The sequence below is a fragment of the Flavobacterium anseongense genome (genome assembly GCF_021608185.1).
GTDB classification, from domain to species: domain Bacteria; phylum Bacteroidota; class Bacteroidia; order Flavobacteriales; family Flavobacteriaceae; genus Flavobacterium; species Flavobacterium anseongense.
On record NZ_JAKIHN010000006.1, the window covers coordinates 112,543 to 126,234 of the forward strand.

General features: G+C 35.6%; 18 protein-coding genes. 12 read left to right on the forward strand and 6 right to left on the reverse strand.

Annotation, left to right across the window (positions count from 1 at the left end):
- The first annotated feature begins 5 nt into the window (after positions 1 to 5).
- From L1S35_RS09880 to L1S35_RS09935, 12 genes are all read left to right on the forward strand, one after another.
- On the forward strand, positions 6 to 752 hold the full coding sequence (locus L1S35_RS09880; RefSeq protein ID WP_236400166.1) for a sulfite exporter TauE/SafE family protein: 747 nt from the start codon (positions 6 to 8) through the stop codon (positions 750 to 752).
- Between the two features lie 6 nt (positions 753 to 758).
- Entirely contained in the window at positions 759 to 1,001 is a 243-nt protein-coding gene (locus tag L1S35_RS09885) for a MoaD/ThiS family protein (protein ID WP_236400174.1), read from the forward strand.
- Between the two features lie 13 nt (positions 1,002 to 1,014).
- On the forward strand, positions 1,015 to 2,043 hold the full coding sequence (locus tag L1S35_RS09890) for a HesA/MoeB/ThiF family protein (protein ID WP_236400183.1): 1,029 nt from the start codon (positions 1,015 to 1,017) through the stop codon (positions 2,041 to 2,043).
- Positions 2,030 to 2,476 carry a molybdenum cofactor biosynthesis protein MoaE gene (locus L1S35_RS09895; RefSeq protein ID WP_236400185.1) on the forward strand — a complete coding sequence of 149 codons (447 nt, stop codon included), beginning with the start codon at positions 2,030 to 2,032 and terminating at the stop codon, positions 2,474 to 2,476. Before L1S35_RS09890 ends, L1S35_RS09895 begins: the two co-directional genes overlap by 14 nt.
- A 1-nt stretch (position 2,477) precedes the next feature.
- Positions 2,478 to 3,392 carry a bifunctional molybdenum cofactor biosynthesis protein MoaC/MoaB gene (moaCB, locus tag L1S35_RS09900; protein ID WP_236400187.1) on the forward strand — a complete coding sequence of 305 codons (915 nt, stop codon included), beginning with the start codon at positions 2,478 to 2,480 and terminating at the stop codon, positions 3,390 to 3,392.
- Entirely contained in the window at positions 3,379 to 4,386 is a 1,008-nt protein-coding gene (gene moaA / locus L1S35_RS09905; RefSeq protein WP_370641063.1) for a GTP 3',8-cyclase MoaA, read from the forward strand. Before moaCB ends, moaA begins: the two co-directional genes overlap by 14 nt.
- Before the next feature lie 155 nt (positions 4,387 to 4,541).
- Positions 4,542 to 5,243, forward strand: coding sequence for an aquaporin Z (gene aqpZ, locus L1S35_RS09910; protein WP_236400192.1), 702 nt, complete (start codon positions 4,542 to 4,544; stop codon positions 5,241 to 5,243).
- A gap of 255 nt (positions 5,244 to 5,498) precedes the next feature.
- On the forward strand, positions 5,499 to 6,101 hold the full coding sequence (locus L1S35_RS09915) for an alpha-ketoglutarate-dependent dioxygenase AlkB family protein (RefSeq protein WP_236400195.1): 603 nt from the start codon (positions 5,499 to 5,501) through the stop codon (positions 6,099 to 6,101).
- A 35-nt stretch (positions 6,102 to 6,136) separates the two neighbouring features.
- Entirely contained in the window at positions 6,137 to 6,961 is an 825-nt protein-coding gene (locus L1S35_RS09920) for a sterol desaturase family protein (RefSeq protein ID WP_236400198.1), read from the forward strand.
- Between the two features lie 107 nt (positions 6,962 to 7,068).
- Positions 7,069 to 7,341 carry a TIGR03643 family protein gene (locus L1S35_RS09925; RefSeq protein WP_236400200.1) on the forward strand — a complete coding sequence of 91 codons (273 nt, stop codon included), beginning with the start codon at positions 7,069 to 7,071 and terminating at the stop codon, positions 7,339 to 7,341.
- A gap of 132 nt (positions 7,342 to 7,473) precedes the next feature.
- Positions 7,474 to 9,387: a M61 family metallopeptidase gene (locus tag L1S35_RS09930; protein WP_236400202.1), complete on the forward strand. Its 1,914-nt coding sequence runs from the start codon at positions 7,474 to 7,476 to the stop codon at positions 9,385 to 9,387.
- A 125-nt stretch (positions 9,388 to 9,512) separates the two neighbouring features.
- A complete protein-coding gene (locus L1S35_RS09935; protein ID WP_236400204.1) occupies positions 9,513 to 10,229 on the forward strand; it encodes a DUF4369 domain-containing protein in 717 nt (238 codons plus the stop codon).
- A 24-nt stretch (positions 10,230 to 10,253) separates the two neighbouring features.
- Here L1S35_RS09935 and L1S35_RS09940 read toward each other — a convergent pair whose 3' ends face one another.
- The 6 genes from L1S35_RS09940 to L1S35_RS09965 form a co-directional block, all read right to left on the reverse strand.
- Positions 10,254 to 10,751 (reverse strand): SRPBCC family protein, encoded by a 498-nt coding sequence (locus L1S35_RS09940; protein WP_236400207.1) that lies wholly within the window; start codon positions 10,749 to 10,751, stop codon positions 10,254 to 10,256.
- Positions 10,748 to 11,089 carry an ArsR/SmtB family transcription factor gene (locus L1S35_RS09945; protein ID WP_236400209.1) on the reverse strand — a complete coding sequence of 114 codons (342 nt, stop codon included), beginning with the start codon at positions 11,087 to 11,089 and terminating at the stop codon, positions 10,748 to 10,750. Before L1S35_RS09945 ends, L1S35_RS09940 begins: the two co-directional genes overlap by 4 nt.
- 127 nt (positions 11,090 to 11,216) lie before the next feature.
- On the reverse strand, positions 11,217 to 11,618 hold the full coding sequence (locus L1S35_RS09950; RefSeq protein WP_236400211.1) for a DUF1801 domain-containing protein: 402 nt from the start codon (positions 11,616 to 11,618) through the stop codon (positions 11,217 to 11,219).
- A gap of 30 nt (positions 11,619 to 11,648) precedes the next feature.
- Positions 11,649 to 12,197 (reverse strand): dihydrofolate reductase family protein, encoded by a 549-nt coding sequence (locus tag L1S35_RS09955; protein ID WP_236400213.1) that lies wholly within the window; start codon positions 12,195 to 12,197, stop codon positions 11,649 to 11,651.
- The gene (locus L1S35_RS09960) at positions 12,194 to 12,814 is read right to left on the reverse strand and encodes a dihydrofolate reductase family protein (RefSeq protein ID WP_236400215.1); all 621 of its coding nucleotides are present in this window, start codon (positions 12,812 to 12,814) and stop codon (positions 12,194 to 12,196) included. The genes L1S35_RS09955 and L1S35_RS09960 overlap by 4 nt, the downstream gene beginning before the upstream one ends.
- A gap of 138 nt (positions 12,815 to 12,952) precedes the next feature.
- Entirely contained in the window at positions 12,953 to 13,654 is a 702-nt protein-coding gene (locus tag L1S35_RS09965) for a VIT1/CCC1 transporter family protein (RefSeq protein ID WP_236400217.1), read from the reverse strand.
- Between the last annotated feature and the right edge of the window lie 38 nt (positions 13,655 to 13,692).

Sequence of the window (13,692 nt, forward strand, 5' to 3'; positions counted from 1 at the left end):
AAAATATGCTCGCCAGCGAACTTATTCAATCTCCGTTATTACTAATTTTATTGTTTATCGTCGCCTTTCTTTATGCAAGTGTCGGACACGGTGGCGCCAGTGGTTACTTGGCTTTGATGAGTTTGTTTGCGTTTCCGGTTACGTTTATGAAACCTACTGCTTTGATATTAAATATATTGGTTTCGGTGATTTCTTTTTATTTCTATTACAGAGAAAAGAAATTTGAATGGAAACTGTTTTATCCGTTTGCAATAACTTCAGTTCCGTTCTCGTTTTTAGGCGGAATCATTACGATTGAAACACATATTTACAAAATCATTTTGGCGACAGTATTGCTATTCGCTGTGGCGAGATTGATTGGTTTATTTGGAAAACAAAAAGGAGAGTTGAAGCCGATAAACATTCCGTTAGCACTATTTATTGGTGCTTTAATAGGTTTTTTATCAGGTTTGATTGGAATAGGAGGCGGAATCATTTTAAGCCCGGTAATCTTGCTTTTAGGCTGGGCAGACATGAAACAAACTGCAGCAGTATCGGCATTGTTTATTTTTGTGAATTCTATTTCAGGGCTTTTTGGTTTTTTATCAAAAGGAGGAACCTTGCCAATCTCATCACTATCACTGATAGCTGTAGTTTTGATAGGTGGAATATTAGGAGGTTATTTTGGAAGCAAAAAAATGAATACGCAAATGCTGCGAAATGTTCTGGCTTTGGTTTTACTAATCGCAATTTTTAAATTGTACACAACCTAATTCGACATGGAAATTACAGTGAAATATTTCGGAATAATTGCCGATATAACCCAAAAAAATGAGGAAGTATTCTCTATTGATGAAAATTTGAATACGCTAAAAAAAATGCAATTAAAACTAGAAGTAAATTATCCTAAACTACTGGTTATTAAATATTCAATAGCTGTAAATAAAAAATTCTTACAAAATGATATTTTGTTAGAAAAATATGACGAAATAGCATTATTGCCACCGTTTGCCGGAGGATGATTAATTAAGATAAATGAAACGATACAAAAGACAAATTACCTTACCTGAAATTGGAATTTCAGGTCAACAAAAATTAGCTGATGCCAAAGTTCTGCTTGTTGGTGTTGGAGGTTTGGGTTGTCCTGTTTTGCAAAATTTGGCTGCAGCCGGAGTTGGAAATATCGGAATCGTTGATGGAGATATTGTGGAAGAAACCAATCTGCATCGCCAGTATTTATATAGTTTAAGCGATTGCGGAAAAAGCAAAGTAGCTGTCGCTGCTGAAGTAGTTTCGAAACAAAACCCGGATATTGATATTATTAAATATCCAACTCATTTCACCAGAAAGAATTGCTTTGAAATCGCTTCAGATTACCAAATCATTGTAGATTGTACTGATAATATCGCAACGCGCTATTTAATAAACGATGTTGCGGTAGCCAAAGGAATTCCGATGGTTTATGCTTCGATTCATAAATTTGAAGGTCAGCTTTCAGTTTTTAATTATAAAAACGGACCAACTTATCGTTGTTTGTTTCCCGAAGACGATCGATTAGAAGCTATTCAAAATTGTAATGATTCCGGAGTTTTGGGAGTTTTGCCAAACGTGTTAGGGACAATGCAGGCGAATGAAGCATTGAAGATAATTCTGGAAATCGGCACTATTTTGAGTGGAAATTTATTGTTGTATAATAGTTTAAGTAATAGTTTTCAAACTATTGAAATTCAAAAAAATACAAATTATAAAAGTCAATTTAAAATTATAGATAGCAGCATTTCTGAAGCTGATTTTTTTGCCAGTAATAATTCCATGATAATTGACATTAGAGAAGAATATGAAGAGCCAAAATTGGATTTAGAAACAGTCAAAAACGTACCTTTGTCGGAGTTGAATAATTTTCTGAAGGATATTGATAAACATCAAAAAATAATCTTGGTTTGCCAACACGGAAATAGAAGTGAACTCGCAGTTGATTATCTGACAAAAAAAGGATTTGCCAATGTTTTTCATTTGCAAAACGGAATAGAATCTTTAGCAAAAATGAGTAATGACAACAGATAGACCTAAAAAAACAACCTTCATTCAAGGTGCTATTTCTTCTGAATTCATTGGAAATTCAATAGCGAAGCACCAAAGCAAGACGACTATTGGCGCTCACAATATTTTCCTCGGGCAAGTTCGTGCAGATGGGATTGATGGAAAAACAATTGCCGCTATTGAGTATTCGGCTTACGAAGAAATGGCTGAGCAGAGTTTTTATGAAATTCGTGAAGCAGCTTTCGCCAAATACAACTTAACCTGTATGCATATTTATCATAGTTTAGGAAGCGTAAAAACAGGCGAAATTTGCCTGTTTGTCTTTGTTTCTGCACCAAGAAGAAAAGTAGTTTTTGAGGCAATTGAATTTTTGGTAGAGGAAATCAAGCAGAAAGTTCCAATATTTGGAAAAGAAATCTTTGAAGATCAAACCTATACCTGGAAAAAAAACACTTAAAATGGTCGATATCACACATAAAATCACAACGCTAAGAATTGCAACAGCTCAGGCTATTGTTAAGGTTGGCTCGGCAGAAACCATTCAGGCAATTTTAGACAAAAAAGTACCAAAAGGCGATGTGCTGGAAGTTTCCAGAACGGCAGGTTTATTTGCTGTTAAAAACACCTCAAGTGTAATTCCCGATTGTCATCCAATACCAATCGAATATACAGCGGTTCAGTTTGAATGCTTGAAAGAAAGCATCAAAATAGAAGTTACCGTAAAAACGATTTACAAAACAGGTGTTGAGGTCGAAGCCATGCATGGCGCGTCAATTGCAGCATTGACGATGTATGATATGTTGAAACCTATTGATAAAAATGTTGAAATTTCAACCGTAAAATTGCTTCACAAAAAAGGAGGGAAATCAGATTATAGCGTCAAAGAAAATCTTAATCTGAATATGGCTGTTTTAGTCTGTTCCGACAGCGTTTCATCTGGAAAAAAGAAAGACAGCGCAGGCAAAATCATTACCGAAAAGCTAGAGAAATTTGGACTTACGATTTCCAACTACGATATCATTCCTGATGAAATAAGCGAAATCCAAAAAACAGTAAATCAGCTTTGCAAAATGAAAGCAGATTTAATTATCCTAACCGGCGGAACGGGTTTGTCTAAAAGAGATAATACTCCGGAAGCCATTATTCCTTTGATAGACAGAAGAATTCCTGGAATAGAAGAAGCCATTCGCTCCTACGGACAGGAACGTACGCCATTTGCCATGTTGTCCAGAAGTGTTGTTGGTTTCAAAGGCAATACGTTGCTTATGGCTTTGCCTGGCTCAACTAATGGCGCAGCAGAGTCTATAGATGCTGTTTTTCCGTCTGTATTGCATTTATTTCAATTGTTGAACGGATTTGATCATGGAAGGTAAAAATCTTTTGCAGGATGCGTTTGAGCGCAAACACGACTATTTGCGTATTTCAATTACTGAACATTGCAACTTGCGATGTACTTATTGCATGCCCGAAGACGGAATAAAGCTCACGCCCAAGGCACATTTAATGACAGCAGATGAAATTGTCTCTATAGCGCAAACCTTTGTCAATCTTGGCGTAACAAAGATTCGATTAACTGGTGGTGAGCCTTTGGTTCGAAAAGATGCAAAGGATATTATTTTGCGATTAGGTAAACTTGAAGTAAATTTATCCATAACAACTAACGGAATTTTAGTTGACAGATTCATCGAAACGTTTAAAGAAGCCGGAATTAAAACGGTAAACATCAGCATTGACAGTTTGGTAAAAGACAAGTTTAACTTAATTACCCGACGTGAATATTTTGATGTCGTTCAGAAAAATATCGATTTGTTATTACTGAAGAAATTTAATGTTAAACTTAATGTAGTTTTAATTAAGTCGTTTAATGACAATGAAATACTTGATTTTATTTCAATAACAAAAAATAAAAATATCCAAATTCGTTTTATCGAATTCATGCCTTTCAGCGGCAACCAATGGGACAAATCAAAATTGGTTTCCTATGCCGAAATCATGGAAACAATTCAGTCAGAATATAAACTTAGTGAGATTGAACGTTTACAGGACGCACCAAATGATACCGCAAAAAATTTCAAAATAAGTTCTCATTTAGGAAGCTTTGCCATCATCAGTTCAGTTACCAATCCGTTTTGCAGCACTTGCAACCGTATTCGTTTAACGGCCGACGGAAAGCTAAAAAACTGTTTATTCTCCAACTCTGAAACACCATTGCTCGAAACGTTACGCACAGGCGAATCTATCATTCCGTTAATCAAACAAAACCTGCTTTCCAAAAAAGCTGTACGCGCTGGAATGGATGATGATCTAAAATTCCAAAATCCGGAACTGTTTTCTCAAAACAGAAGCATGATTGCCATTGGAGGATAGACTTACTTCGTACTTCTAATTTCGTACATCGTACTTACATAATTAGTTCAGAACCTTGTTGATAAGTTTGCTTCAACTCATTTTTTACCAAGTAATTTCCTTTATAATTTTAGTTAACTAACCAATCGTGTTTTTCACGACTTAAAACTAAATTTATGAAAAAATTATTCGCAGAATTTTTTGGTACGTACTGGCTTGTCTTTGGCGGTTGCGGAAGCGCCTTGTTTGCAGCCGGAATTCCTGATTTAGGAATCGGATTTGCCGGTGTTTCTTTAGCCTTTGGATTAACTGTTTTGACAATGGCTTATGCTGTGGGTCATATTTCAGGAGGTCATTTCAATCCGGCTGTTTCATTCGGACTTTGGGCTGGAGGAAGATTTTCAGCAAAAGAATTGTTGCCTTACATTGTTGCTCAATGTGCCGGAGCGATTGCAGCCGCAGGAACACTTTTCTTCATCTGGTCCGGAAAATCCGGAAATGTTATCGACAATACCAAAGCCGGTGCTTTTGCCTCTAACGGTTTTGACGCTTTTTCTCCCGATGGCTATTCAATGATTTCCTGCTTTGCGGCCGAATTCGTTTTAACAGCATTCTTTTTACTTATAATTTTGGGAGCAACCGATAAATTTGCCAACGGAAAATTTGCCGGAGTTGCAATTGGTTTGGGCTTAACATTAATTCACTTAGTAAGTATTCCAATCACAAATACCTCTGTAAATCCGGCTCGTTCGTTGTCACAGGCTGTTTTTGCTGGTGGTGAACCATTAAATCAGGTTTGGTTGTTTTGGGTTGCACCAATTGCCGGAGCACTAGTTGGTGGTTTTATCTATAAAATGTTATTGCAAAAATCAGAATAAACCAATCAATAACTATTTTAAGTAAAAACGATGGAGTAATCTGTCGTTTTTTTGTTGGAAGAGGGAAGCGGCAAGATGGAAGTTAAAGAAGTTGAAGCACAACCACAGCTGTTTTCAGGAAGTATTGTCCCGCTGTCCGCACTACGCGGTAGTTTGCTACCATCGGGGCTATTAATCAAGTTTTCCTGTTTTCAGGACGAATAAATCTTCCAACTTCCATCTTCCAGCTTCCCAACTATTTTTTACTTTTGTGCTATGAATTCACTTTTCTCAAAAGAACCGTTACATTTTTCCTTGCCGGATGCCGACATTGAATATTATCCAAATTTCTTTGAAAGCAGTACAGCGAACGAACTTTTCGAGAAACTAAAAAACGAAATTCCGTGGCAGCAGGATAACATTACAGTTTTTGGGAAAACACATCCGCAACCCAGATTAACGGCGCTTTTTGGTAATGAAGGAAAGCCATACAGCTATTCCAATATTGTGATGCAACCCAATGCATGGAATCCGTTATTAATGTTCATCAAAAATGAAATAGAAGAAATTTGCAAAGAATATTTCACCACGGTTTTACTAAATTATTACCGCGATGGCAAAGACAGCAATGGTTGGCATGCCGATAACGAAAAGGAATTAGGAAGAAATCCGGTTATCGCTTCGGTGAGTTTTGGTGCCGAAAGATTTTTTCATTTGCAGCACAATGCCATCAAAGAACAAAAACTGAAAATCAAATTAGAACACGGAAGTCTGCTTATTATGAAAGGCACAACTCAGCATTTCTGGAAACATCAAATACCAAAAACGACTGCGGTTATTGGTCCAAGAATAAATCTCACTTTCCGGATTATCAAATAAGTTGTTTTAGTATATTTGAACTAAATACTTTAGCAATGAACGAGATAATCAATTACTTTTCCACGATTCCGTCTTCGCACCGAGCTTTGATTTTAGCTGGTGGAATTTCTTTTTTCTGGTTGGTAGAAACTGCCGTTCCGCTTTTTAAATTCAATTATAACAAATGGCAACACGCCGGAATTAATATCTTTTTTACGATTACTACAATGATTGTTAATTTCTGTTTAGCTTTGATATTATTAAAAGCAGCTGAGTGGGCAACTCAAAATCAGTTTGGACTTTTAAACTGGTTACCCGAATTTAATATCTGGATTTATACCATCATCGGTTTGTTGCTTTTAGATTTAATTGGCGCATATGTAATTCATCTAATCGAGCATAAAGTCAAATTTTTATGGCGCTTTCATCTGATACATCATACTGATACATGGATAGACACGACTTCGGCCAACAGGCATCATCCGGGCGAAAGCGTGTTACGGTTTATTTTTACAACTCTTGGTGTTTTGATTGTCGGTAGTCCAATGTGGATGGTTTTTTTATACCAAACCTTATCCGTTGTAGCGACACAATTCAATCATGCCAATATCACACTACCCAAAAAACTTGATAGAATTTTAAGTTATTTTATCGTTTCTCCCGATATGCATAAAGTCCATCATCATTATGTTTTACCATATACCGATAGCAATTATGGTAATATTTTTTCGGTTTGGGACCGATTGTTCGGCACCTTCAAAACACTCGACAGAGAGAAACTGGTTTACGGAGTTGATACCCATATGAAACCGGAAGAAAACAACAAACTGTCAAATTTATTGGTAATACCTTTTCAAAAAAGGCGTTCACCGAATTCTTAAGTTTTTAAAAAAATAATATTGAAGTTTGTAAACTAATTATTTTTTTTACTAATATTGAAATACGAATTAACCATTAACATTCATAGAATTTAAATGCTTTTACAGAAATGAAAAAAAGTAGACTAGTTGAACTTGACAATGAAGAATTAGAACGAGTTGTCAGCATGGCTCAAGATGAAAGGAAACCTTTTGAAGTAATTAAAGAGGAATTTGGACTTACAGAAAATGAAGTTACCGAATTAATGCGCAAACGATTACCCAAAGATAAATTTGAACTTTGGAAAAAGAAAGCTGCCGGAAGTAAGCCAAAACCAAAACCAATCATTGATGACTTTGATGATTTAGACAGTAAGTATTATATCAAAAATAAATTTGACTAATAATTAAACTCTTGCTTAGCGAGAGTTTTTTATTTAATACCATCCCTTTTAGTTAATCATATCTAAAAAAATAAAAAGGATTGTAACTAATGGTTACTTTTGGGGACATATTTCAAAAATAAATTTCTAGTAATGAACAAACTAATTGTAAGTGCCATTTTTGCTTTAACTGCTTTAGGTTATACTGCAAATGCTCAAAAGAAAGCAACGGTAAAAAAACTACCTGTTAAAGAACAAGTAAAAACGAATGTAAATTTAAATCAGATACAAGCTGTTATCGATTTAAATAAAATAAAAGACGATAAGGTTAATGTTACCATTACACCGCCAAAGTTCAGCTCTAACGAAATTGTTTTTCACTTTCCTAAAACCGTTCCGGGAACTTATTCTGCAGATAATTACGGAAAACTAGTCGATGAATTTAAAGCGTTAGATAAAAACGGAAAAGAGTTAACCGTTACCAAAGCGGATGATAATTCATGGAAAATTTCGAATGCAAAATCGTTAGCAAAAGTTACTTATTATGTAAACGATACTTACGATTCCGAAGTGGGGAAAGGCTTCATGAAAGAAGATATCTTTTCGCCATCAGGAACAAATATTTTAGAGGGTAAAAATTTCATGGTAAACAACCATGCTTTTGTGGGTTATTTTGAAGACAAAACGCAACTAACCGAAATCCCATACAAACTTACCATTCTTCATCCAAAGGATCTTACCGGTGCTACTTCTTTAGTCGATACCAATCCAAGCGATACCGAAGATACCTTTATGGCAAGCCGTTATTTTGATTTGACAGATAATCCGATTATGTATGCTAAAGCCGATATAGAAACCTTCAATGTTGACGGAATGGAGATTGTTTTTAGTGTGTATTCTCCAAATAATGTACATACGGCAAAGGAATTATTGCCAAGCTTAGAGAAAACAATGCGAGCTCAAAAAAAATTCTTGGGCTCTATCAATAACAACAAAAGATATACAGTTTTGTTATACTTATCGGATGTTGAAAAAAATGACGCTAAAGGTTTCGGAGCATTAGAACACCATACATCAACTACAGTGGTTTTCCCTGAAGCAATGGATGCAGCATCATTGGAAGAGCAAATGAAAGATGTAGTTTCGCACGAGTTTTTTCACATCGTAACGCCACTTTCTATTCATTCAAAAGAAATTCATGATTTTGATTACAGCAACCCAAAAATGTCAAAACATTTATGGATGTACGAAGGTGTAACCGAATATTTTGCCAATTTATTCCAGGTAAATCAAGGCTTAATTGATGCTGACGAGTTTTACCAAAGAATGGTTGAAAAAATTAGTCGAGCTGCTACATTAAACGATACCATGCCATTTACCGAAATGAGCGCCAATGTTTTGGTTGAACCTTATAAAGACCAGTACTTAAATGTTTACGAAAAAGGAGCCTTAATCGGAATGTGTATAGATATTATCATCCGTGAACAAAGCGGCGGACAAAAAGGAATTTTAAGTCTGATGAAAGATTTATCAAATCTGTATGGTGTTGATAAATCATTTGATGATGAAGAACTTTTTGGTAAAATAACCAAGTTGACTTATCCTGAAGTAGGAGCGTTTTTGAATACTTACGTTGCCGGAAAAACACCAATTCCGTATGATGAGTATTTTGCTAAAGTAGGTGTTACCAAAGCTAAAGTTCAGGTAGAAGCTAATCCGTTTTTGAAAGATCAAAAAATACCATTCATAACCGTGAATCCTTCTACAAAAGAAATCATGGTAGTTCCCGGCGGACAGTTAAATAGTTTTATGAATACTTTAGGGTTAAAAGGAGGTGATATTATCACATCATTTAACGACAAACCATATAATCTTGATAATATTTACGACCTTATAATGGTAAGCCAAGGTTGGAAAACAGATGATGCTATCAGCGTTAAAATTAAAAGAAACGGTGTAGAACAAACCATCACCGGAAAAGTAAAATTAGATTTTGATGAAGTCGAAGGATATACATTTACAGACGAATCAAAAAAAGCAATAAATAAATATTGGTTAAAGGGATAATTAACTTCGTTCCGTTCGTCTCGTCTTTAGGACGAGACTCGGGTCAAAATAAAAGCACTTTCAAATCCTCAATTTGTTCATCAGATTGAGGATTTTTTTTAGTATTATTGCCAAAAATTTAAAACATGCGTAGAATAATCATTGCCTTTTTTTCAATCCTAATTTTAGTAAGCTGTTCCGAAAAAGAATCAACCAAAGACGTTGTCTTAACAGGGAACATTAAAGGATTAAAAAGCGGTACTTTATACATTCAAAGATTCAAAGATTCACTTTTGGTCGCTATCGACACCATAAAAATAAACGGTGATTCTCATTTTACCAGTGAGTTTGATTTGCAGTCACCTGAAATGCTTTATTTGTTTTTAGACCGAGGTGTGACAAATTCATTAGACAATAACATTGCGTTCTTTGCCGAAAAAGGAAAGATGAATATCGAAACATCATTAGATTTTTTTACTGCCGATGTTAAAATCACAGGCTCTAAAAATCAGGAACTTTATGACGAATACAGAAAAGTGGTATCGAGATTTGTCGATCAGGATTTAGACTTGATTGAGAAAAAATACAATGCGATAATTGCCAAAAAGACAGATGAAGTCAATAAAATCGAGGAAGAGCAAAAAAGCGTTTTAAAAAGAAAATACCTGTACACTACCAATTTTGCTGTAAACCACGCTGATTATGAAGTAGCACCTTATGTGGCTTTGGCTGAGATTTACGACATCAATTTAAAGTTTATGGATACCATCCAAAAATCGATGACACCAAAAGTTTCTAAATCATTGTATGGTAAAAAGCTAAACGAATTTATTGCTGCCAGAAAAAAGGAAGAGAATGAATAAGTTTCCGGCAGCAATTTTTTGCTGTTAGTGTTGTGATAAGCTTGCAAATAATTCATCCAGACTGTTCAGTGTCATAGTAAATCCTTCTTTGAAGCCCATTTCAATCATTTTCTCCATGCGTTCAAGCGATTCATTGTAAATACTAATACTGACTTTTGTCTTTCCGTTTTGTTCGCTAAAATTTAAATCCCATTCCGAACCCGGTAATTGTGGATTTTCTGCTGCGTCTGCAAAAGCATTCAACATTTTGAAATTGGTTTTCGGACTGATAGAAGTATATTTCTGGATAGACCACATCTCATGTCCTTCCGGACTTACCATAGCATAAAATCTACGGCCGCCAACTTCAAAATTCATAACTTTTGTTTTGGATGCCCAAGGTTTTGGTGCCCACCATTGGTCAAGAATTTCTTGTGTGGTAAAAGCATCCCAAACCAACGAAAGGTCGGCAGCAAATTCTCTGTCAATACTTACCGTTTTTGTTGCTTTGTCAACGGTAAAATCAAATAGCAAATTGTTCATTTTTTCTGTTCTTTAATGGCCTGCCTGTCGGCAGACATGGTTGATAATACTTTGTCGAGTTGATTGAAACGGGTTTCCCAAATTTCCCTGAATTGGGTTAACCATTTATCAATCTCTTTCATTTTTTCAATTTCGAGTGAGTAGAAAATTTCCCTGCCTTGTTGTTCTTGTTTTACAATTTCGCATTCTGTTAGTATGCGAAGGTGTTTGGAAACCGCTTGTCGTGTGGTGTTGAAATTTTCAGCAATGGCGTTTGGAGTCATTGCCTGCATTGCAATTAAGGTGATAATGCCACGTCTTGTTGGGTCGGATATCGCCTGAAAAATATCTCTTCTCATAGTGTTTCGTTTTTAATTATGAAACCAATCAGTTGCAAATATATGTGCAACTATTCGGTTTCGCAAATTTTTTGCCATAAATTTTTCAAATTGTTGAAAAGTTCGATGAAATTGTGGGATTGGATGGCTATTTTTCTATTTGGTCAATCCAGTTATTTATGGCTTTTAGTAACAGGATTTCTTTTTTATTTACGTCTTCTACGCTAGTAATTTCAACAATCTTTCTGCCGTCGGGATAGTCTTTTCCGCCTAAGCCAATAGTGGCATCAATTTTATTTCCGGTTGGAAAAACAATTAGAATTTTGCCGCGATGCAAATTGATAACAGCCAAATCGCGTTTGTATTCTTTTGGATTAAACTCTTTCATTTCACCACCATAGAAGAAGCTGGGCGAATTCCATTTGATATGTTCCGCAATTTCCGGATTTGCATTAATAAAGATATCCCTTAGCTTTTGAACAATAGCCCGACTTGAAATATCTATTCCATTTATATGTTCGGTAACGGTTTGCGATTTTCTGTCTGACATTGTGTTGCTGATTTAGTGGTTCGCAGTTTACTATCGTTTCGGCTCGTAATAGAGTAAGATTGCCCCTGAACCAAAAATTTTGGTATCTGAAAGCCTGAAAATTGTTCTGTCGTTTATTTTGTCAAACAACGGCAGGCCTTTTCCTTCTATCATCGGATAAATACAAATCTGAAACTCATCAATTAAATTAAGGTTTAAGAGCTGAATGATTAAACTCCGGCTGCCAACTAAAATATCTTTACCTGATTGTTGTTTGAGTTCTAAAACTTCCTTTTCAAGTTCTTTTGTTGCCAATGTTGCACTGTTCCATCCGGTATTTTTCAAAGTGTGTGAAAAAACAATTTTTGGTATTCCGTCAATTGCTAAAGCAAAGTCATCCATCGATTTTTGACCCGAAGGATTTTCTAACAGCGTTTGCCAAAACTGCATAAGTTGGTATGTTGTCCGTCCATATAACAGCAGTCCGGCATTGCTTAACAGTTCGGAATAATGCTGATGTAAATCTTCATCGGGCATTCCTACCGTATGATCACAAATCCCATCAAGTGTCATGTTTATTGCTGCAATTACTTTTCTCATTTTTTTATCAGTTTGTAATGCAAATGTGTTGTTAAGTCGGAAGATTGTATTTCTACAATTTGAATATCATAAATGTCTTTGTCAATACCGTCAAACAATCGAATTCCACTGCCTAAAAAAACAGGTGCTATGTGAATGAAAAATTCATCAACTAGTCCAGAATTGAGAAATTGTTGAATAGTATTCGCTCCACCTTGAATTCTTATGTCTTTTCCTTTGGCTGATTGCTTTGCCTTTTCTAATGCACTGTGTATACCGTCATTAATAAAATAAAAAGTTGTTGTTCCTTTTTGAACCCATGGTTCTCGTTTTTCGTGAGTCAGCACATAAACATCTGCTTCGTATAAATTTTCAGGCCAAACTACTTCGCCTTCATCAAACATTCTTTTTCCCATGATGTATGAACCCGTTCTTGCAAAAACAGCATCAATTAATTTGCTGTCTTCGCCATATTCTTCACCACCTTCCATTTTAATGTGTTTCCAAAAAGCCTTTTGTTTAAACATCCAATTGTGGATTTTTGGTGAAACGCCTCCCATTGGGTTGCTTGGACTTCTATTGTCTCCCGCGAAAAAGCCATCAAGAGATATTCCGCTATCAAATATAATTTTGCTCATTTCTATTATTGGATTAGGGTATTAAATTTAACTAATCTGTTCAATTATTGAATGTGTTTTGCGTTTAACCAATGTTAGCAGCAGGTTTATTATTTCTAATCGACTTAATGTCCATATTATGTTTTGTTATGATGTTAATCAAACGTTTACATCAAAAAGATAACCCACAAAGGCAGAAAGTACCATTGCAATTGTACCCCAAATGGTAACACGTATTATTGCTTTCGAAACTTTTGAGCCGCCAGTTTTTGCAGATGTAGCTCCTAAAATGATTAGAAAGATAATTGTAAATCCATAAATCCAGTATTCCATTCCTTTAACAGGGGCGATAAGAACGACCAATAGAGGTAAAAGTCCACCGACGGTAAATGATGCTCCCGAAGCTAATGCAGCTTGTATTGGATTTGCCTGACTGATTTCATTAATTCCTAATTCATCTCTAATGTGAGCTCCCAAAGCATCTTTTTCTGTAAGCTCAATAGCCACTTGCATAGCCGTCTCTTTTTTAAGTCCTCTTTTCTCATAGATTTGAGCCAATATTTTTAGTTCTTCTTCGGGCATTTCAGCGAGTTCTTTTTTTTCTCTTTCAATGTCAGCTTTTTCAGTATCTGTTTGAGAACTTACAGAAACATATTCGCCTGCTGCCATTGATAAAGCACCGGCAACAAGTCCGGCTACTGTAGCTAGGACAATTGGTTCTTTTGTTGAACTTGCAGCGGCAACACCAACGGCAAGGCTTGATAGAGAAATTATACCATCATTAGCGCCAAGTACCGCAGCTCTCAACCAATTGCTTCGGTGAATGTAATGGCTGTCTAAATAGTTGTCAATTGTTATCATAGTTTTATTATTGTGGTGTTGTCAAAAATAGGTTTACG

Bases quoted from the DNA above. Each gene is read 5' to 3' on its own strand.
- L1S35_RS09880 (WP_236400166.1), top strand. From the start codon at position 6: ATGCTCGCCAGCGAACTTATTCAATCTCCGTTATTACTAATTTTATTG.
- L1S35_RS09885 (WP_236400174.1), top strand. From the start codon at position 759: ATGGAAATTACAGTGAAATATTTCGGAATAATTGCCGATATAACCCAA.
- L1S35_RS09890 (WP_236400183.1), top strand. From the start codon at position 1,015: ATGAAACGATACAAAAGACAAATTACCTTACCTGAAATTGGAATTTCA.
- L1S35_RS09895 (WP_236400185.1), top strand. From the start codon at position 2,030: ATGACAACAGATAGACCTAAAAAAACAACCTTCATTCAAGGTGCTATT.
- moaCB (WP_236400187.1), top strand. From the start codon at position 2,478: ATGGTCGATATCACACATAAAATCACAACGCTAAGAATTGCAACAGCT.
- aqpZ (WP_236400192.1), top strand. From the start codon at position 4,542: ATGAAAAAATTATTCGCAGAATTTTTTGGTACGTACTGGCTTGTCTTT.
- L1S35_RS09915 (WP_236400195.1), top strand. From the start codon at position 5,499: ATGAATTCACTTTTCTCAAAAGAACCGTTACATTTTTCCTTGCCGGAT.
- L1S35_RS09920 (WP_236400198.1), top strand. From the start codon at position 6,137: ATGAACGAGATAATCAATTACTTTTCCACGATTCCGTCTTCGCACCGA.
- L1S35_RS09925 (WP_236400200.1), top strand. From the start codon at position 7,069: ATGAAAAAAAGTAGACTAGTTGAACTTGACAATGAAGAATTAGAACGA.
- L1S35_RS09930 (WP_236400202.1), top strand. From the start codon at position 7,474: ATGAACAAACTAATTGTAAGTGCCATTTTTGCTTTAACTGCTTTAGGT.
- L1S35_RS09935 (WP_236400204.1), top strand. From the start codon at position 9,513: ATGCGTAGAATAATCATTGCCTTTTTTTCAATCCTAATTTTAGTAAGC.
- L1S35_RS09940 (WP_236400207.1), bottom strand. From the start codon at position 10,751: ATGAACAATTTGCTATTTGATTTTACCGTTGACAAAGCAACAAAAACG.
- L1S35_RS09945 (WP_236400209.1), bottom strand. From the start codon at position 11,089: ATGAGAAGAGATATTTTTCAGGCGATATCCGACCCAACAAGACGTGGC.
- L1S35_RS09950 (WP_236400211.1), bottom strand. From the start codon at position 11,618: ATGTCAGACAGAAAATCGCAAACCGTTACCGAACATATAAATGGAATA.
- L1S35_RS09955 (WP_236400213.1), bottom strand. From the start codon at position 12,197: ATGAGAAAAGTAATTGCAGCAATAAACATGACACTTGATGGGATTTGT.
- L1S35_RS09960 (WP_236400215.1), bottom strand. From the start codon at position 12,814: ATGAGCAAAATTATATTTGATAGCGGAATATCTCTTGATGGCTTTTTC.
- L1S35_RS09965 (WP_236400217.1), bottom strand. From the start codon at position 13,654: ATGATAACAATTGACAACTATTTAGACAGCCATTACATTCACCGAAGC.